Origin of the sequence: Alteraurantiacibacter aestuarii, from assembly GCF_009827405.1 — a bacterium.
Taxonomy (GTDB): Bacteria; Pseudomonadota; Alphaproteobacteria; order Sphingomonadales; family Sphingomonadaceae; genus Alteraurantiacibacter; species Alteraurantiacibacter aestuarii.
Genome location: NZ_WTYY01000003.1, coordinates 265,215 through 283,526, shown reverse-complemented (window position 1 = coordinate 283,526; position 18,312 = coordinate 265,215). Strand labels below are relative to the sequence as shown.

18 protein-coding genes are annotated in these 18,312 nt (G+C 61.0%); 7 read left to right on the top strand and 11 right to left on the bottom strand.

The window, feature by feature from the left end:
* Positions 1-79 precede the first annotated feature (79 nt).
* On the top strand, positions 80-1,228 hold the full coding sequence (locus GRI32_RS06720) for a rhamnosyltransferase WsaF family glycosyltransferase (protein WP_337190190.1): 1,149 nt from the start codon (positions 80-82) through the stop codon (positions 1,226-1,228).
* A 6-nt stretch (positions 1,229-1,234) separates the two neighbouring features.
* Here the strand turns inward: GRI32_RS06720 and GRI32_RS06715 are convergent, their stop codons facing one another.
* The 5 genes from GRI32_RS06715 to rfbA are packed head-to-tail and all read right to left on the bottom strand — an operon-like array spanning position 1,235 to position 6,592.
* Positions 1,235-3,265, bottom strand: a complete 2,031-nt coding sequence (locus GRI32_RS06715) for an acyltransferase family protein (RefSeq protein WP_160590636.1) — start codon at positions 3,263-3,265, stop codon at positions 1,235-1,237.
* Positions 3,266-3,281: 16 nt separating this feature from the next.
* The gene (rfbB, locus tag GRI32_RS06710; RefSeq protein WP_160590635.1) at positions 3,282-4,337 is read right to left on the bottom strand and encodes a dTDP-glucose 4,6-dehydratase; all 1,056 of its coding nucleotides are present in this window, start codon (positions 4,335-4,337) and stop codon (positions 3,282-3,284) included.
* Positions 4,330-5,190 (bottom strand): dTDP-4-dehydrorhamnose reductase, encoded by an 861-nt coding sequence (gene rfbD / locus GRI32_RS06705; RefSeq protein WP_160590634.1) that lies wholly within the window; start codon positions 5,188-5,190, stop codon positions 4,330-4,332. The genes rfbB and rfbD overlap by 8 nt, the downstream gene beginning before the upstream one ends.
* Positions 5,187-5,732, bottom strand: a complete 546-nt coding sequence (gene rfbC, locus GRI32_RS06700; protein WP_160590633.1) for a dTDP-4-dehydrorhamnose 3,5-epimerase — start codon at positions 5,730-5,732, stop codon at positions 5,187-5,189. The genes rfbD and rfbC overlap by 4 nt, the downstream gene beginning before the upstream one ends.
* Positions 5,733-5,740: 8 nt before the next feature.
* Positions 5,741-6,592 carry a glucose-1-phosphate thymidylyltransferase RfbA gene (gene rfbA / locus GRI32_RS06695; protein ID WP_160591097.1) on the bottom strand — a complete coding sequence of 284 codons (852 nt, stop codon included), beginning with the start codon at positions 6,590-6,592 and terminating at the stop codon, positions 5,741-5,743.
* A gap of 217 nt (positions 6,593-6,809) precedes the next feature.
* On the opposite strand from rfbA, the gene GRI32_RS06690 reads away from it, so the two are divergent.
* Together GRI32_RS06690 and GRI32_RS06685 are read left to right on the top strand one after the other, a co-directional pair.
* Positions 6,810-8,027: a nucleotidyltransferase family protein gene (locus GRI32_RS06690; RefSeq protein WP_160590632.1), complete on the top strand. Its 1,218-nt coding sequence runs from the start codon at positions 6,810-6,812 to the stop codon at positions 8,025-8,027.
* Complete coding sequence (locus GRI32_RS06685) at positions 8,024-9,676, top strand: ABC transporter ATP-binding protein (protein WP_237437427.1); 1,653 nt, start codon at positions 8,024-8,026, stop codon at positions 9,674-9,676. Before GRI32_RS06690 ends, GRI32_RS06685 begins: the two co-directional genes overlap by 4 nt.
* A gap of 23 nt (positions 9,677-9,699) precedes the next feature.
* On the opposite strand, the gene GRI32_RS06680 is transcribed toward GRI32_RS06685, so the two are convergent.
* The 6 genes from GRI32_RS06680 to GRI32_RS06655 all read right to left on the bottom strand — a co-directional run bounded on the left by GRI32_RS06680 (position 9,700) and on the right by GRI32_RS06655 (position 14,993).
* Positions 9,700-9,984, bottom strand: a complete 285-nt coding sequence (locus GRI32_RS06680; protein ID WP_160590631.1) for a PqqD family protein — start codon at positions 9,982-9,984, stop codon at positions 9,700-9,702.
* Positions 9,984-10,832: a phosphoenolpyruvate carboxykinase (ATP) gene (locus tag GRI32_RS06675; RefSeq protein WP_160590630.1), complete on the bottom strand. Its 849-nt coding sequence runs from the start codon at positions 10,830-10,832 to the stop codon at positions 9,984-9,986. The genes GRI32_RS06680 and GRI32_RS06675 overlap by 1 nt, the downstream gene beginning before the upstream one ends.
* A complete protein-coding gene (locus GRI32_RS06670; RefSeq protein ID WP_160590629.1) occupies positions 10,829-11,953 on the bottom strand; it encodes a methyltransferase domain-containing protein in 1,125 nt (374 codons plus the stop codon). The genes GRI32_RS06675 and GRI32_RS06670 overlap by 4 nt, the downstream gene beginning before the upstream one ends.
* Positions 11,954-12,043: 90 nt before the next feature.
* Positions 12,044-12,202, bottom strand: coding sequence for a lasso RiPP family leader peptide-containing protein (locus GRI32_RS06665; protein ID WP_160590628.1), 159 nt, complete (start codon positions 12,200-12,202; stop codon positions 12,044-12,046).
* A gap of 17 nt (positions 12,203-12,219) precedes the next feature.
* Entirely contained in the window at positions 12,220-14,118 is a 1,899-nt protein-coding gene (locus tag GRI32_RS06660) for an asparagine synthetase B family protein (protein WP_160590627.1), read from the bottom strand.
* Between the two features lie 2 nt (positions 14,119-14,120).
* On the bottom strand, positions 14,121-14,993 hold the full coding sequence (locus GRI32_RS06655; RefSeq protein ID WP_160590626.1) for a hypothetical protein: 873 nt from the start codon (positions 14,991-14,993) through the stop codon (positions 14,121-14,123).
* A 269-nt stretch (positions 14,994-15,262) separates the two neighbouring features.
* Between GRI32_RS06655 and GRI32_RS06650 the strand changes: the two genes are divergently transcribed.
* From GRI32_RS06650 to GRI32_RS06635, 4 genes are all read left to right on the top strand, one after another.
* Positions 15,263-15,694: a lasso peptide biosynthesis B2 protein gene (locus tag GRI32_RS06650; RefSeq protein ID WP_237437426.1), complete on the top strand. Its 432-nt coding sequence runs from the start codon at positions 15,263-15,265 to the stop codon at positions 15,692-15,694.
* Positions 15,695-15,832: 138 nt separating this feature from the next.
* Entirely contained in the window at positions 15,833-16,090 is a 258-nt protein-coding gene (locus tag GRI32_RS06645) for a hypothetical protein (RefSeq protein ID WP_160590624.1), read from the top strand.
* A 245-nt stretch (positions 16,091-16,335) separates the two neighbouring features.
* Complete coding sequence (locus GRI32_RS06640; protein ID WP_160590623.1) at positions 16,336-17,595, top strand: O-antigen ligase family protein; 1,260 nt, start codon at positions 16,336-16,338, stop codon at positions 17,593-17,595.
* A complete protein-coding gene (locus GRI32_RS06635) occupies positions 17,592-18,305 on the top strand; it encodes a hypothetical protein (RefSeq protein WP_160590622.1) in 714 nt (237 codons plus the stop codon). The genes GRI32_RS06640 and GRI32_RS06635 overlap by 4 nt, the downstream gene beginning before the upstream one ends.
* The last annotated feature ends 7 nt before the right edge of the window (positions 18,306-18,312 follow it).

Below are 18,312 nucleotides of genomic sequence, written 5' to 3'. Positions count from 1 at the left end.
GGCGCCAGATTCTGTTGTAAGAGCCCTTCGTTTCGCCCGCGCACAGCTTCGACGGCCTCCAATTGACGATGTCGTGTTGATGGACTTCAAAATGGTGCCGGAAGCTTCCGAGATGCCGCGCATTAACCTCGTAATGCCCGCGCTCACGGCAGGAAGCGATTTCGGCGGTGTCTCAACCGGAATTGAACTCTTCCTGCGGCTGGTGCGTGATTTGCGTGCCTCTTGCCAGATCGACATGCGCCTGATCGTCACCGATTACACTACTCAGAGCGACCCGGGGATATTCACGCGGCGTGCGGAAAAGGCAGGTGAAACTGTTTCGCCTGAAGATATTTCGCTGGTCAGGTCGAGCAGCGACAACATCACGGTAAGGAAGAACGATATCTTTTTTACTTATAACTGGTGGACAACACTAAATATACAAAAACTGATTGATCAGCAGACGGTACATTTTGGCCGATCTCCGCTCCCGTTGATCTACCTTATGCAAGATTATGAGCCAATGTTTCACGAGTTCTCTTCATCCCATATGCTGGCGAGAGAAGCTCTTGATACAGTGCCTCGGCTCTGGACCATTCTCAACAGTTCCAATCTCAAGAATTTCGTTGATCTTCTCGGTCACCGGATGGAGCGTAGTTTTGTGTTCGAGCCGGTCGTCAGCGGGTCCCTGCGGCCATATCTTGGCATGGTGCCGGCGAGCCAGCGGGAAAAGAAGATCCTCGTCTATGGCCGCCCGACGGTGGAGCGTAACTGTTTTCCGGCGCTGGTCAGGGGCCTGCGTCGCTGGGCGCGGGATTACCCGGAATATGCGGATTGGGAGATCATCTCTGCCGGCACGGAGCATCCACCGGTGCCGCTGGTGGGTGACCGCGAGATCCGCTCGGTCGGCAAGCTCTCGCTGGATGATTACGCCGATACGTTGCTCAAATGCTCGGTCGGTGTCAGCCTGATGGCGTCTCCCCATCCCAGCTATCCGCCGCTGGAAATGGCGCATTTCGGGCTGCGGACCATCACCAACACCTATGCCTGCAAAGATCTGTCCAGCTTTCACGGCAATATCGTGTCGGTGCGATCCATCGCCGAGGAACCGTTGGCAGCGGCCATTGCGCAGGCCTGCGCCAGCTATGGCCAGCCGGTCAGCGATGAAGGCAATGCGGAATATCTGCGCGAGGATTCCTACCCTTTCCTTGCGCAGCTGGTTGCCGAAATCACCGCCGAACTGGCCTGAGCCCGGTCAGTCTGCGGCTGGCGGGGCCTGATTGGATTGCGATAACGCGCCTGCCAGATAAGGCGCCAGCCTTGCCTGCAGGACCGGTGAGAGTTGCAGCGAGTACGGCACCGAAAGGTGATCGCCATCCGAATATCGCAGCTGGCCTTCGGGGCCGAACAGCGGGCAGTCCACCGGGCCACAAATCGCATCTGTCAGAAACTGCTCATAGGCGACATTGCTGTGCGTCGCGGCCAGCTGTGACAGGATCGGGGCATAGAGCGCCCGTTGCTCCTCCGCCGCTGCGCGCGGCAGGGCATCCAGCCCGCTTCCATGGCTGACCACGCCGCGCACGTAATGGCGCACGTACAGCTCGCGTCCGGTGGGCACATCGTCCAGGAAAACAAACTGCCGATCGGGAAAACGCGCAACCAGCCGGTTCAGAGCGTTGGCAAAGGCGCGCGGATTATAGTCCGTGCCCGATCCGTCATAATCCTCATCCGCGAAGATAGTGCCATTGTGGCGATATGTCCGGCTGGTCGCCTCATATTGCCAATAGCCCGCCATCACGACGGTGTGGATCTGCGGATTGGCATCCAGCCAGCCGAACACCTCCGGGGTCAGGTTAGGGGCATAATTGGCACCCAGGTTTCGCCGCCCGGGCATGGGGACGTAGCCGGCAGAGGACAATTGCGCCCCTGACACGCCAAGCGCATCGGCGGCCTGGAATATTGGCGGGGAGAGTGCCCCGGCATGGCTGTCACCGATCAGCGCAAATGTCGGGGCCACGCCTTCGCGCCCCCGGATGCAGAAGTCTCCGGCGCTGATATCGCCTTCTTCCAGATTGTAGCATTCACCGCGCAGGTCGCTCCGGCTCTGAGTGTCCAGCAGCGCTTCGAGTTCCTGCCTATTGTCAAATCGTTGCGGGAAGCCGCCGCCCAGATACATCGCAAAGCCCGCAGCCACGAACAATGCCGTTCCGCCCGCCGCCGCCAGGAAAAGCGGCTTTCTGCCCGCCAGCACACGCTTGCGGCGTACGGGAGTTTCGACAAGCTGCAAGGAGGCATAGGCCAGCACCAGCGAGATCAGCAGCGCGATTGCTCCGCGCCATCCCCCTATCTCCTCGCGGCCATAGCTGAGCGCGACGATCACCGGCCAGTGCCACAGGTACAGCGAATAGGACAATTTGCCGATCCACACCAAGGGCGAGAGCCGCAGCACGCGGTGCATGATCGTGCCGGGATAATGGCCTGCCGCCAGCAGCGCAGCAGCACCCAGCACCGGCATGGCGACATAGCTGCCCGGAAAGGGTGTGGCCTCGTCAATCACGTAACACGACGCCAGAATCAGACCTGCACCGGCGAGCGTGATCGCCTCCGCCACTGGCCGGGACCTGACCCAGCCCGTTCCCGTCAGCGCCAGCACCCCGCCCACGCCCAGTTCCCATGCTCTGGCAGGCAGCAGGAAATAGGCCGCCATCAAGCTCACATTGGTCAACACGACGCACAGCACGAAGCCCGCGATAGTCATGGCGATGAGAATGGGCAGGATCAGCCGCCGCGGTATCCAGCGGATCAGCAGTGCGAACAGGATCGGCACGACGATGTAGAACTGCTCTTCCACCGCCAGCGACCACGTGTGCAGCAGCAGCATGGTGGTGGCATCATCGCTGAAGTAGCCGGTGTCCCAGTAGAAATTGAAATTGGCCAGATAGAGTGCGGCACTGAACAGGCTGCGGCCGAAGCTGGCGACATCGAACCACGCCATGGCCAGCAGCGCGTAAATCGCCGAGGCCAGGAACACCACGAAGGCGGCTGGCAGCAGGCGGCGAATGCGCCGCTCGTAGAAATCGGCGTAGCTGAAGGTGCCCGCCGTCATCTCGCCAAAGATGATGCGCGTGATCAGGAATCCGGAGATGACGAAGAACACGTCAACGCCAACAAAGCCGCCCGGCACGCCCAGATTGGCGTGGAACAGCAGTACGGGGATGATGGCCAGCGATCGCAGGCCATCGATATCAGCGCGGTACGTCAGGCCAGGATGTCCGGTTCCGCTCATCAGCCACCTCGCGCGCTCAACCGCGCAGCAGAGGACTCCACCACGCTTCGTTTTCAAGATACCAGCGCAGTGTTCCCGCCAGACCGCTTTCGAAATCATGCTGTGGCATATAGCCAAGTTCGGCCTTGGCCTTGCGTTCGTCAATCGCATAGCGGCGATCATGGCCGACGCGGTCGGTGACGAAGTGCTTCAGCTCGCTGGTGGCGCGGCCCTTTGCGGCCGGCGCATCGGGATAGCGATCGGCAAGCCCGTCAATCTCGGCGAAGGCGCGGTCAACCTCTGCACAGATGCGGTCTATCACGGCCATGTTTTGCAGTTCCTCGCCGCCGCCGATATTATAGGTCTCACCCGGCTTGCCCGCGGAAAGGCACGCTTCGATCCCGCGGCAATGGTCTTCCACATGCAGCCAGTCGCGCACGTTCATGCCATCACCATAGATCGGCAATGGCTTGCCCGAGAGCGCGTTGAGCAGGAACAGCGGAATCAGCTTTTCCGGATATTGGTAGGGACCGTAATTGTTGGAACAATTGGTGGTGGTCACTTCCAGCCCATAAGTGTGGTGGTAGGCGCGCACCAGATGGTCCGAAGATGCCTTTGACGCCGAATAGGGCGAGTTTGGCGCATAGGGCGTCGTCTCGCTGAAGGCGGGGTCCTGCGGGCCAAGCGTGCCGAACACCTCGTCTGTCGAGATATGGTGGAAGCGGTGCGGCTTGCCGCCGTCCACATCCAGCCAGACCTTGCGCGCGGCCTTCAGCAGGCTGTTGGTGCCAAGGATATTGGTTTCGATAAAGGCATCTGGGCCGGAGATCGACCGGTCGACATGGCTCTCGGCAGCGAAGTGAACGATGGTTGCAATATCGCGTTCACGCAGCAGCTTTTCGGCCAGATCGGTATCGAGGATATTGCCCACCACCAGCTCGGCCTGTTCCACGCCGGCAATGGTGGACCTGTTGCCAGCATAGGTCAGACAATCGAGCACGATGATGGCGTCATCGGGGTGTTTGTCCGCCCAGTAATGGACGAAATTGCCGCCGATGAAACCGGCACCGCCGGTTACCAGTACGTTAGCCAAGAGCCTTTTCCTCTTTCAACATGGTCCGCAGGTTGTGACGCCAATGCGTCCAGCCATCTTGCAGCAATGCGCGGGTGGCACTGCAATCCAGCAGTGAGAATGCCGGACGCACCGCCGGTGTGGGATAATCCGCAGTGGTGATCGGGTGCAGCGGGATCGCCTTGTCCAGCAGCCCGGCCGCAAGCGCCTCGTCCTGGATCGCGACGGCAAAATCATACCAGCTGGCCACGCCGGCATCGCTGTGATGATAAATGCCGCTGGCCCCCTGTGCGGCCAGCCCCCACAGCACGGTTGCCAGACCCGGTGCCCAGGTGGGCGTGCCAATCTGGTCGGCCACGACCCGCAGCTCGTCCTTCTCGCGCATCAGGCGGATCATCGTGCGCACGAAATTGGCGCCGCCAGCGGTATAGACCCATGCGGTGCGCACTATCAGCGCGCCGCTGTCTGCGGCAGCCTGCTCGCCGGTCAGCTTGGTGCGGCCATAGGCGGAAATCGGCGCGGGCGAGTCTTCGGGCCGGTAGGCGCGCGAGGAGGTTCCGTCGAACACGAAATCGGTCGAGACGTGGACCAGCCTGCCGCCGGTTTCAGCGAGCGCGGATGCCATCGCCGCCACGGCGGTGCCGTTGATGGCCAGCGCCAGATCTTCCTCGCTCTCCGCCTTGTCGACTGCGGTATAGGCGGCGGCGTTCATCACCAGATCGGGCCTGCCGGTCATTATTCTGGCGCGAATGGCCTCGGCGTCGGTCAGGTCGAGATCGGCAATGTCGATTGCTTCAAGCTCGCACCCTTCGGGCGCGCTGGCGATCAGCGCGCGGCCCAGCTGTCCGCCGGCCCCGGTCACCAGAACCTTCATGCGAAGGCCTCAATCTGCGACAGGCTCTGGCCTTGCTGGTCCTTGGCGGAAAGCTGCGGCCGGGAGCTGCCCAGTGGCCATTCTATGCCCACTTCAGGATCGTCCCAGGCCAGGCTGTGTTCGTTCTGCGGCGCATAGGGAGCGGTGCATTTGTAGAGGAAATCGGTGTTGTCCTCCAGCGTCAGGAAACCATGGCCGAAGCCCTCGGGCACCCAGAACATGCGCTTGTTGGCGGCCGACAGTTCCACGCCCACCCACTGGCCGAATGTCGGCGAGGAGCGCCTGAGATCGACCGCCACATCATAGACCGCGCCTGCCACCACCCGCACCAGCTTGCCTTGCGGACCGGGGTTCTGAAAATGCATGCCGCGCAGCACGCCCTTCTGCGACCGGCTGTGGTTGTCCTGCACGAAGGTCAGGTCCAGCCCGGCATCGGCAAATTTCTGCGCGTTCCAGCTTTCCAGGAAGAAACCCCGCTCATCGCCGAAGACCGGAGGCTCGATGATCAGCAGGTCTTCGATGGCGGTGCGGATGATCTTCATGGTGCGCCTCAGCTATCCAGCAGCTGCATCAGATATTCGCCATAGCCCGACTTGCGCAGCGGCTCGGCGATTTCCTGCAATTTGGCATCGTCGATAAAGCCCTGACGCCATGCGATTTCTTCAGGACAGCAGATCTTCAGCCCCTGCCGATCCTCGGTAATGCGCACATATTGCGCGGCATCGATCAGCGAACCGTGCGTCCCGGTATCGAGCCAGGCATAGCCGCGGCCCATGATTTCAACGTTGAGCTTGCCCTCATCCATGTACAGCCGGTTGAGATCGGTAATCTCCAGCTCGCCGCGCGGGGAAGGCTTCAGGTCGCGCGCGCGATCAACCACTGTTCCGTCATAGAAATACAGGCCGGTGACGGCGTAGTTGGATTTGGGCTTGGCGGGCTTTTCCTCAATCGAGGACGCGACGCCATCGGCATCGAAAGCGACCACGCCATAGGCTTCGGGATTGTTGACGCGGTAGGCGAACACGCTGGCGCCATCCTGGCAGTCGGTCGCATTCTTGAGCAGGTTGGGCAGGCCATGGCCGTAAAAGATATTGTCACCCAGCACGAGCGCGCTCGGCCCGTTGCCGACGAAATCGGCACCGATATGGAAGGCCTGCGCCAGACCTTCAGGGTTGGGCTGGACAGCGTAGGAGAGATCGATGCCGAAAGCGGACCCGTCTCCCAGCACACGCCGGAACTGGTCTGCGTCCTCTGGCGTGGTGATGATCAGTATATCGCGGATCCCCGCCAACATCAGCGTGCTGAGCGGGTAATAGATCATCGGCTTGTCGAAGACCGGCATGAGCTGCTTAGACACGCCTTTGGTCAGGGGAAAAAGCCTGGTGCCCGAACCGCCCGCCAGTATTATTCCCTTGCGCGCAATCACCACTTTTGCATCCCTTCCTGATATTCGAAACTCGCTCAGAAGACACGGTGCTGCATTGCAGCATTGGCAGCTACGGTCAATCACGTAATGCGGTTTCGAGCGGTAATTCAGGGTGGAATTTATGACGCTGTGGCCGCCTGCTCATCGTGTCAGCGCGATTGACCGCGCCGACCCACTCCTGCAAGATTGAACGATGCAGGACCGGGCGATCGCCAATTCTTCAGACGTCGAATTTGCCGGCCCTTCCATCGCGAATCCGGCTGTCGGCGAGGGGGATATTCCGGCGATAGACGAGTTCCTTGCCGGGCTTGGGCGGCCGGGGCCGATGGTGTGGCCCACGGACCTGGCGCCAGTATCGGCAAGCGCCGTCATGCAGCGGGTGAATTTCCACGGCGTGGTTCACCAGCTGCATGCAAGATTGCCCGAACTGGCGAATTTCCCCGCCGGACTTTTGCAGGACCTGCGCAAGGCGGCTGCCTTGCAGGCGCTGTGGGAAGAATCGCATCGCGCAACCTTGGTGCATGTGCTGGAGCTGTTTCACGCAGCGGGGATTGATGTCCTGGTGATGAAGGGCACGGCGCTGGCCTATTCGCTCTATCCATCCGCTGCCGCCCGATCGCGCACCGATAGTGATCTGCTGGTCAGAAAGGAACAGCTGGCCCGCGCCAGAGAGATTCTGGGCGAATGCGGGTATGATTGCCTGGCTCAGGGACGGATCTTTCAGGAAAGCTGGTGGGCCGATTCCGGCATCGGCTTCGTGCACAGCTTCGATCTCCATTGGCAGGTCACGAACATGCCTGCCCTGCGCCGCCTTTTCGATGTGGAGGAGTGTTTCGCCCGGTCCAGGCCGCTGCCCAAGCTGTGCGGCAGCGCGCGCGGCACCGATCCGGTCACAACTTTCATGCAGGGATGCGTGAACCAGTCGCTGCACGAACATTACGGCTATTATGTCGACGGGGAAAAGCTGAAAGGCACCGTGCGGCTGATCTGGCTGCTGGATAACCACCTGCTCGCCTCTTCCTTCTCGCAGGAGGACTGGAGCGAGCTGACCGGAAGCGTGATGCAACGCCATCTGGCACCGATTTGTCTTGCCATGCTGGAACAAACCGTCAGCCTGTTCGGCACGCAGGTTCCGCAGGCCACGCTGGAACAGTGGCGGGCCGCACCATCCACCAATTGGGTGACGCATTACATCGGCACGGCAAACGGGTTTTCCAGGTTCCGGTCAGATCTGCAGGGCTGCCCGGACATGAGGTCCAGGTTCGACCTTGTGACAGCGCGCCTGTGTCCTGGCCGTGACCAGATGCGTGAGCGTTTTCCGGATTTGGGGGATTGGCCGCTGCCGATCCTCTATCTGCTGCGGCTGGTCGCCGGACCGTTCCGCCTCCTTGCCCGGAGGAGCCGGTCATGAAGGCGGGTTTCATGCTGGCCAAGGCGCGCGAATACCGCGGCAGTCTGGTGCTGATCGCCCTGCTGGCGACCGGGGAATCGCTTGCCATGCTGGCGCTGCCGTGGCTGGCCGGCAACGTGCTGGGCGATGTGGTGGCGGCGCAGGCGCAGCTTGCCAATATGGGCGTGGGGCTGCTGATAATCGGCCTGATCGCCATCAGCGCGCTGCATTCGGCGGCGGCAATTCTGTCGGCCTCCACCTCGGGCAAGATACTGGCCGACCTGCGCAATCGCACCCATGCCCATGTCCAGAGCCTGCCGATCGGATTTCACGATCGCAGCCGCCAAGGCGATCTGCTGGCGCTGATGACATATGAGGTCACGCTTCTCAGCTCCTTCCTGTCCTCCACGCTGGCGCGGGCGCCGGCCATGCTCATCACCGGGGCAGGCGCCACGATCCTGCTGTTCATGATCGACCCGATGCTGGCGCTTTTCATACCGCTGATCATTCCGGGGTTCTTCCTGCTGATGAAGATCGGCGGACGGCGGATAAGGCGGCTGGGAGAGCGGAGCCGGGACGCCGAAGCCACCGTGTTCATGACGGCCGAGCGCCAGCTGGCCATTCTTCCTGCGATCAAGTCCTTTGCCATCGAGGAACGGCAGGATGCCGTTTACGCAGACCATGTGGAACAGGCGCGCCAGTTGCAGTTTCATCAGGCGCGGGTGGATTCGATCCTGGGGCCTGCGGTGGGGCTGCTGGCCGGGCTGGGAATTATCGCGCTGATCGTATTTGGCATGAGCGATCTGACCACGGCGAACCGCACGCCAGCGGATATGTTCCGCTTCCTGCTCTACGCCGCCTTGTTGACCCGGCCGGTGGGCGCGCTGGCGGATTTCTATGGCCGCTATCAATGGGCGGCGGGAACTCTTGCCCGGCTTGAAGCCCTGCTCGGCGAAAAGGCTGAGCCCGGCTATGCGCTGGCGGGTGATCCGGGCGCCGTCAGGGGCGCGATCCGGTTTGAAGACGTATCCTTCGCCTATCCGGGACGGCGCGCAACACTCAGCAACATAGATCTTGATATCAAGGCGGGTGAAATCGTTGCGCTGACCGGTGAGAATGGCGCGGGCAAATCCACCTTGATCAGCCTGCTACAGCAATTCTACGTGCCCGACGCTGGCCGGATTTTGCTGGACGGGCAGGACATTTCCACCTTTCAGGTGCAGGCGCTGCGGCGGCAGATCGCGCTTGTCCCCCAGCGCGCCCTGCTGTTCGATGGCACCGTTCGCGACAATATCGCGCTGGCGCTGGATGATCCCCATGACCAGCGGATAGAGCAGGCCGTGCAGCTGGCGCAGGCGGACGAATTCATTGCCGAATTGCCCGATGGATACGAAACCTGGATCGGTGACAACGGCGTGCGCCTGTCAGGCGGCCAGAGGCAGCGGATTGCGCTGGCGCGGGCACTGGTGCTCAACCCGCCCATCCTGATCATGGATGAAGCGACATCGATGTATGATCTGGAGGCCGAGCTGGCTCTTGTGGAGGAGTGTCAGACGGCGCTGGCGGGCCGGACGGTAATTCTGGTGACGCATCGGCCCGCCAGCCTGGCGCTGGCCAATCGCATCATTCGGCTGGATCACGGGCGGATCACCACCTCAGACCCTGGCTGAGTTATCGCTTGGACAAAGGGCTGTCAGGCATCGCTGGAAGTTATCAGCAGATCGTTTTCGAGCAGCTTTTCGACCAGTGCCGCCACGTCGCTTTCAAGCTGGTCGCGGGTGACGTCGAATTCTTCCTCGATTTGGTCGCAGATACCGGCAAGGTTCAGGCTCTGCTTGTCGAGCAATTCCCAGATTGCGCTGCCAACTTCGTTGAGGCCGAAATAGGTGCCACTGGACAAGTTGAGCAACACGGCTTCACCACCCACGGAGCGAGATACAACGTCGTCAGAGGTCTCAACCTTGGCATTCTTGTCCATTAAGCGTCCGATTCTTTCATGTGGTTGCGAATAGCATCGATAACCTGTGGAAGTATCTCAAATTCACGCGGGTAATCGAGTTCGTAGCACGGCAACTTGAATGACAGATTGCCGAGTCTCTCAAAATGGCCGCGCAATCGACCCTTGTCTTCCACGTCCAGAATGAAGGCGTGGGGCAGCAGTTGGGCCAGGGCGCGCTGCGGTTCGATCCGGCGAATCTGCGGCTTCGTGGCGTCGCCCGGCCCAAGCAGATAGATACTGGCGAGCGGCACGCTGTCCCGGCTGAACGGAAGCGATGCTCCTGTCGCCAGTTCCTGCTTGCCGTCTTCATCCGTCCAATCCGGATCATGGCCAAGCAGGAAAGACGCGCTGTCATGAAACAGCCGCAAAACCGCGCGCGCCGGATTGACCAGAAATGCATCTTCATCCGCTTCGATGGCGACGACATCTTCGGAAAGATAGGGATGGCCAGCCTTGGCAAATGCGCCTGCCAGCGTTGTCTTGCCGCGCCGTGAAGCACCCAGGAATGCCGCTGCCCTGCCATCCAGATCAATCGCGCTGCCATGCAGGTTCAGCCCACCGCGATAATTGCCGATCATCGGCAGGATGGCATTGTGATACAGGGTTATTGCAACCGGGCGCATGTCCTCGCTCACCGCGCAGGCGCGCGTGCTCAAGGTGCCCGATGCGATCTCGAAATCGGCCTGGTCGGGAAAGCGCACCAGATAGCCGCCATCCCTGCGGTAAAACTGCGCAATGGTGGAACCATCGGGGCTTACCCAACTGTCATAGGGGCTGGTGCGGACGGCCTTCTGGGACTGCGGTGGAGCTTCGGCGAATGACGTCAAGACGTGTCCTTGGCCATTGCCTGTCGAACGAAGCGGCGCAGGAGCGTTTCGGTTGAAAAGAGGTTGGCATGACTTGCAAGCATGGCGTCTTCGATTTGTGCCATTGTGCGCTGGCCATCAATCAGCGCCAGTATCGCCTTATGTGCTTCACCGCGCGTGTTGAGGCGCAGCGGGGTGTCGGCATTCTCAGCCAGATCCTGCGGGGCCAGGATGCGCGTCTGCCATGTCGACATCTTCTGTCTGGGTGCACCATTGGGCGGGCGGATTGTCCAGGCAATGGTCTCGGCATCTTGCCGCACGCGGATGGAGATACCGATCTCATCGCCAGCACGGACCTGAAATGGCTCGCTGCAGGGAAAGAAGGCGTTGGGCCGTTCGATCGCCTGTTCATCGAGCGGTGAATTGGTCATCCACACATCTTCGGCAATCTCGCAATTGAACCAGCCGACCAGACCATCAAACTGCGCATCGCGCGTGGCCAGCAAAGTGGCCGAGAATGACAGGTTCTCGGGGATGTCGGAATGCAAATCGATATCGCCCAGGGTGACCGGCTGCGCGCACAGTTGGGCGCCCGGGAAATCATACTGATATTTGGTGTTGACGCCCTGTTCGCTGAGCCACTGATAGACGGCGGGGGCCTTTCCGCTATCCCAGAAATCCACCTTGGCGCGGCATTCGGGAGACTGAACTGCCGATATCATCAAGGTGATCCGGCGCGGCACGATCCGTCCGCCAGGTTTCAGGAAGCGGCGCCGGGCATCCAGCACCATTTCCATGATGCCATAATCCACGCCGAAGAACCCGACATGGTCGCAGATGAGCACATCGACCTTTTCCGGCAGCACTGCGGAGAAGGAAGAGCCACGGATGCAAGTGTAACGATCAGCAAGCCCGGCGCGTTTAACGCTTTCGCGGGCGATCTCAATCGCATCGGAATGATCGATGCCATAAATCTGGCTGGCGCCGGCTTCCAGACACTGAATGCCCAGCACGCCAAAACCGCAGCCCAGATCGGCGACCACGTCGCCTGACTTGATCACTTTTTCGATTGCCGCCGAATACCGGTCATATCGACCGGTGAGGGACATGTATTCCTGATGTTCTTCGAGGATCGCGCTCATTCGCCGGCATCAATTCAGCAAAAGGAAGCCGCGAAACGCGCCGCAATCCAGTAAATCACCCTATGACTTTCGAGAGAAAGCCGGAGTTGATCACATTGGCGGAACGAATACCACCATACGCATGCCGCCGAAGTCGGGATTGGAGCCGCCGCTGCCACCGGTCAGGTTGCGCACCGAACCGAACTCGGTCAGCGCCGGGGCCGCGTAGGCCTTCTTCATGGATTCACCGGTTACGCCGTTATGAGCCATCACGTCTGTCCTGTTCTTCAAGGGTTCTGTACTTCTAACGGCTGGTTAAGCCGAAGAATTAAGTAAATTTCGTAAAGGCTCCATACTTGCCAAAGGGGCCTCTGGTCAATTGGTGCGTTGCAATACGATGACAATATTTTCGATAAGTCTTCAGAATCAATCAGTTGATGAATCGCCGTTGGCATCGGTTGGGTAACAAATTTGGTAAACTCGGCGGCCGAATGTTCGATTGATGCGGAGAATTCGGCCTTGTCGGCACGATTCCGAACCAATTCGGGCAGTATTCCACGCAATCCTGTGCGGTGGACCCGGCGTCTTTCCCCGCCGCGAAGGCGGATGTGTTCCGGCGTTGCCGCGGAAAATTCGATGAAAGCCCGTGACAGCATCGGGCTGCGCGGTTCGGCGCCAACATGCGCCAGCTGCCGCTCGCCCTGAGACAGGGCCAATGGCAGGTAGGGGAAGAGGTGCTTTTGCTGCTTGTAGCGCAGCCGTGCCGGTTTTGGCAGCGGCGCAAAATAGCGGTCCTTGCGTTCGGCCAGTTCCTTGCCGGCCTGCGGGGAAAGCACCCAGCCATTGCAGTCATCATTCTGTTGCGGAGCCAGAGCTTTACGCAGGCGTCGCAGGCCGTCCGGAGCAAATTGCCAGATCCCGTAGCGGGTGAGGAAGCCGGTTGCGGGCCTCCAGCCATAGGATCTGCAATCGGCACCATAGGCACTGGCCAGTTGTTTCCACTGGCCGGCCGCCATCATCTCGAAATAGTAATTCTGCGTTCCGTCCAGCCACTGGTCGCCGCCGTGACCGTTGATGGAAACACGGCATCCGTCCGCGACCAGCCTTTGCTGCATGTTCAGTCCCATCGCCGCGTTCGGTCGCGGCGGAAGGTCGCGGTCGAGCCGGGACCGGCGTTCGTACCAATCCAGCCCGGCAAGGAACAGGGGCTCGCGCTGGATGACCCGCCCCACATGCTCCTCCACCGCGTTGACATAGGCCAGCTCGTCCGAACCCGTGCCGGGGATGCCGGCAAGGGCGTAGCCGCGCATTTCCGGTGCCAGCAGCCGTCCTTGTCTGTCCAGTTCGTGCCCTACGCAATACAGTGCCGAGGAATCGAGCCCGCCGCTGACTTCAATGGCCAGAGGCAGGTGACTGCGCGAAGTCCTGCGAACGCAATCGAACAGCAGCTCGCGGTAATGCTCGGCATAGTCGCGCTCGTCTGCGTAAACGATGCTTATTTCGGGACTGACTTGCCAGTATTCGGTCAGTCGAGGCTCACCCCGGCCCAGCCGCAAGGAGTGGGCCGGAGGCAGGCGCATCACGCCCTTCCACACGGTTTCGTCCAGCGAATACCACTCATCGGCGAGTATTTCGGTGAAGTAGCCCAGATTAACCGACGGTGCCTGTTCCATCGCGGCCAGAACGCCCGCGACATCGGTGGCCAGAAACAGCGTGGCTCCATCCCAGTGCCAGTGCAGTGTGCGCAGCCCCTGATGATCGGTGCAGGCGAACAGCGAGTGGTTGCGCGCGTCAGAGACTATGAGGGCAAATTCTCCGTCCAGATGGCGCGGGCAATCCTCCCCCCAGACCTCATATGCCCGCAGCGCCAGTTCGGCATCGGATCGATTGCGCAGACGGATGCCGCGGGCGGTGAAATCGCGCCGCAACTCTTCCCAGTTGGACAAGAAGCCGTCCATCACCAGAACAATGGCGGCGTCTTCACTGGCATCATTGGCAGCGGGCTGGCACTCCTCCAGCGATTCGGGCGTGGTGCACATGCGGCAGTGCGCCAGCGCCGCACGTGCGCCAATCCAGTGGGTTATGCCGTCCGGCCCACGATAGCGCATGGCCTCGCCCGCCGCGGTGATCGCCTGCCGGGTGGCCGGCTTGCCGCCGGCATGAAAGATTCCGGCTATGCCCGCCAAGCCTACTGGTCCCCGGCCGACACCGAGTAGAAATCGGCGAACAGGTCACACAAGGGTTCCATCTCCGGGATATCGAAATAGCGCGCCCATCCCGTCGGCGTGATCAGGTCGCTGCAACCTGCCGGAAAGTAATGAAAGAACAGAAGGTTGCAATAACCGCCCGGAGGCATGGCCTTGCGATAGTGCCATTGAGAACTGCCAGCGAACAGGATCGCTTCATTGGGCTGGATGACTTCCGCGCGGAAATCCATCGAAGGATCGCGCAGAACTTCCTCCGGGTTCCAGTTCTGCAATTCGGCCGCGCCGGGCCAATCCACCACCCTGCTGAAATATATCGGCCAGTCCCCTTCCTGGTCGATGCAATAGTCCAGCGTATACATGGAGACAGGCTCGTCCATATGCGGTTCGCACCGGCCGGCATTGCCGTAGAGGCTGAGGAAGTTGTAACCGGCTTCCACCTCCTGACCGGCCAGTTCGCTCACGCGTGGCAGTATCTGGCGTTGCAGATCGAGGAAGAACGGGTGGTCATGCACCACGTGGCGGCCGAAGCTTGCCAGTTCGTGCTTCTCCAGCTGCTGCTCTTTCAGTCCGGCGACTATGGCGCGCATTTCCGCCTGCAATTCACCCGGGAAAAGGTCGCGAACCTTCTTCACCGTGAAATCGGCCGGGGTCCTGATCGGAGCAAATCCGGCAATGAATTCGTCCAGCCTGTCTGGCCGGACAAGCTGCAGATATTGCTTGGCGATCTCGAAGCTTCTGAGGAAATGGGCATCGTACCAGGGGACCTTGCGATTACTCTGCATCAGAGAGATGGCGAGCAGGTGCATCTGCCCGTAGTCATGGTCCTTCATCCGTTCCTTGAAAGACTGAACCATCAACTCTTACTCCGGCAAACGGCAAGCCTTCACGGAACGGGTCACGATGCGAAAGCAGCGGGGCAGATACGCATCAACAACCCTTGTCCTGTGCTCTCAGGATAGGTCTGGCCGGGAAGAATGCAAGCTTGGCACCAACCCGCAAAGCTGCCATTTCTGAGCCTGTGGACGAGACACCATCTCCTGCGGCCCCGCCTCCTCCCGAAAGCCCGGGGCGATCCGGATCTGTGCGGGATAGGTCTGGACCGGGCCTTGCGACAGGCCTGCCCTTGCTGGCAATCCGCGCGCTGATGGAACTGGCGCGTGCGCGGTTGCGGCTGGTGCGGCTCGAGGCTGGCGATATCCACCTGTACAACCGGATTGCCGCCAGATCGGGTCGGGCCGCCGGTAAGGCGCTGGCGGGTGATGCGGCGCAGGTTGATCTGGTGGCAAGGGCCGTGCCAGGCGTTGCGCGTCACATACCCTGGCGCTCCGACTGTCTGATTCAGGCGATTGCGGCACAGCGCCTGCTGACGGCCAGAGGGATCGCCACCGCCATCGTTATCGGCGTCGACCGGCCTGCCGAGACCGGCTTTGCCGCCCACGCCTGGCTGGAATACGGTGATCGAACCGTTACCGGGGGCGACGTTTCGGCCTTCACCACCCTGCTGGAGACGAGTCCGGAGAGTGGGCCAGAAAGCGGGCCGGAAAGCCGTGAATAGGGTGTTGGCGAAGCCGGGTAGTCAGTTGTTTAAGGAAATTAAGCATTTTTACGCAGTTTTGATTGCATTTCATTGTGCACTGCGGTATCGACAGTCTTGGAAATACGGAATTGCGAATCAATTTTAGGAGCCATGCCCATGATTAAGAATATTTTTGCATGCGCAGCGGCTGCAGGCCTGGCGCTTGCTCCTCTTGCGGCTCAGGCTGGAACACGTGCCAATGCAAGCGAGGTTTCTCTCGCACCGCTTTCGTCCTCGCAGGCTCGCCTTCCTTCGGCTATCGGCCAGAATGAAGCGCTTGACGGCGAAATTTCGCCTGTGTTCCTCATTATTGGCGGTCTTGTCGTGATCTGGGGCATCATCGAGCTGACATCGTCCAAGGGCATCATTCACTAAGATTGATTTCCGGACATCAAGGAATTCGAAAAAGGGAGCTTGCAGTGTATGCAAGCTCCCTTTTTCATTTGTGGCTCCATCAATGTGGCCGGTCATTGTGATGCGTTGGGATATTGATGGATAGGTCTGTGCCCGGCATGCGGAATCCTGCCCAGATTATCCGGCTTTCTGTGACCCAGCTCCAGATTCTTCTGGTTCTTGCGATAGGTCTTGGGGGCGGAGGCATCGCCTATGGCCTGCGCCACATGGCCATTCAACTGGTGGCCCTGGCTATTATGGCGCTGAACCGGCAGGCCGTGAGCCAGTTCTTCAGGGAAGCTCCGCGGGCGCTGGTTGGCATCGTGCTGCTCTCGCTGGCCCTGCCGCTGTTGCAGATTGTGCCGCTGCCCGCAGCCATCTGGCAGGCCTTGCCGGGCCGGGAACTGGTGAGCCAGACTTATGACATCGCCGGAATTGACGGCGACAGCTGGTTCACCTGGAGCGTGGACCCTGTCCGCACGCTGGTGGCCTTTTGCAGCACGATCGCGCCCGCTGCGATCATTGTGATCGGGTGGAGCCTGTCCTCGCCGATGAGGCTGCGCCTGGCGCTCACCCTGATCGTCGCCAGCCTGCTTGCGCTGCTGCTGGGCGCATATCAGCTGTCGACGGCGAATACTTCGGGCATTCTTCAGGCCATCAGTCCAGACACCAATGTCCTTTACGCCACCTTCTCCAACCGCAACTCGACCGGCATATTCTTCGTTATCGCCGCGATAATAGTGGCGGCGCTGCCCAGTGCAGGGCGCTCCGGTCTGTTGCTTGCCCAGATCGCCGCCGGTTCGCTGATGGTGATCGCGACGATATTGACGCAGTCGCGTTCCAGCATGGCGCTGCTGCTGGTCTTTCTAGCCTTCCTGACCCTGCGGCTTGGCGCACATTTCTGGGCCGCACGCGCGCCTGCCCGGAAGGACGCCCAAACGCCGAAGGGCGCAGCACAGGCTTCGCGCAAGGCGGTCTATCTTGCTGCCATCCTTGGCCTCGCCATGGTCTGCGCCATTGCCGCTTCGCTGGCATTTGGCGGGCGGGCATCCAGCAGTGTCGAGCGCTTCGCCAACCTCGATACGGATCGCACCGAAGTGTGGGAAGACGGCATTTACGTGGCCCAGCGCTACTGGCCGGTCGGCAGCGGTACAGGCACGTTCGACGAAGTTTTCCAGATCGACGAATCGCTCGAATATGTCTCTCTGGCGCGCGCGGGCAGGGCACATAATGACTACGTTGAAATCGCCATTGAATCTGGACTGCTCGGCCCGCTGCTTGTGCTCGCGTGGTTCGTCTGGATAGGCATGGCGGCGACAAGGCGCACAGGCGACAGCGACCGCTGGCTGGCCTTTGGCGCGGCGGCATCGCTGGCGTGTATCGCGCTGCAATCGGGAATAGACTACCCGCTGCGCAATGAGGCGATGCTGTGCGTCGCGGCTATCATGATCGTCTTGCTGTTCCCGCCAAGAAGGGCCGTGCGATGATCGGGCGGATTGCGTTTTATGGCCTGCTGCTGGCCTTGGCCGGGCTGGTGGTCAGCGTGCAGCTAGACCGGCAGGCACTGGACGATCCGCAACTGGGGCTGGTGGTGCCCGAACCGCTGCGGGCCGTCGCGCAGGAGCGTTTGCTGGAAGCGCAACTGGTCGCTGGCGGGACTGCACAATCTGCCGGCATGGCGCGCGAACTGCTTCGCAGGCGGCCACTGCCGGCCCGGCACCTGGTGCTGCTGGCTCAGGCTGCGCAGGTGAGCGGGGATACCGACCTGGCAATACGAGCGCTTGAAGGCGCGGCCTTGCGCGGCTGGCGCGAACCGTTCCCCCAGCTTGCGGTGGCGCAGGCCGGAGTGATCTCGGGCAATTATCCATCGGCCGCGCAGCGCATCGCGGCGCTGACCGCGATGGGCGGATATCCGGAAGAAACCAATCGCTTGCTGGGCATTATGCTGGATAGTGCCGAAGGGCGCGAGGCGCTGGCCAGCCAGATGGCGCTTGGTGGCCGCTGGACCAAGTACTTCGCCGGGCAACTTGCGCAGGCGGGCACTTTGGAACAATTCGCCGATACCATCGAACGGGCACGGGCAAAGGGCGCGCTGCTGGATTGCGGGCAGTTACAGGCGGTTGCCGAGAGGGGTCTGGCAGATGGCGAGGAAGACCTTGTGGCCCGCTTCTGGCCCGGCGCCTGCCCGGCCCGCTGACGCCTGC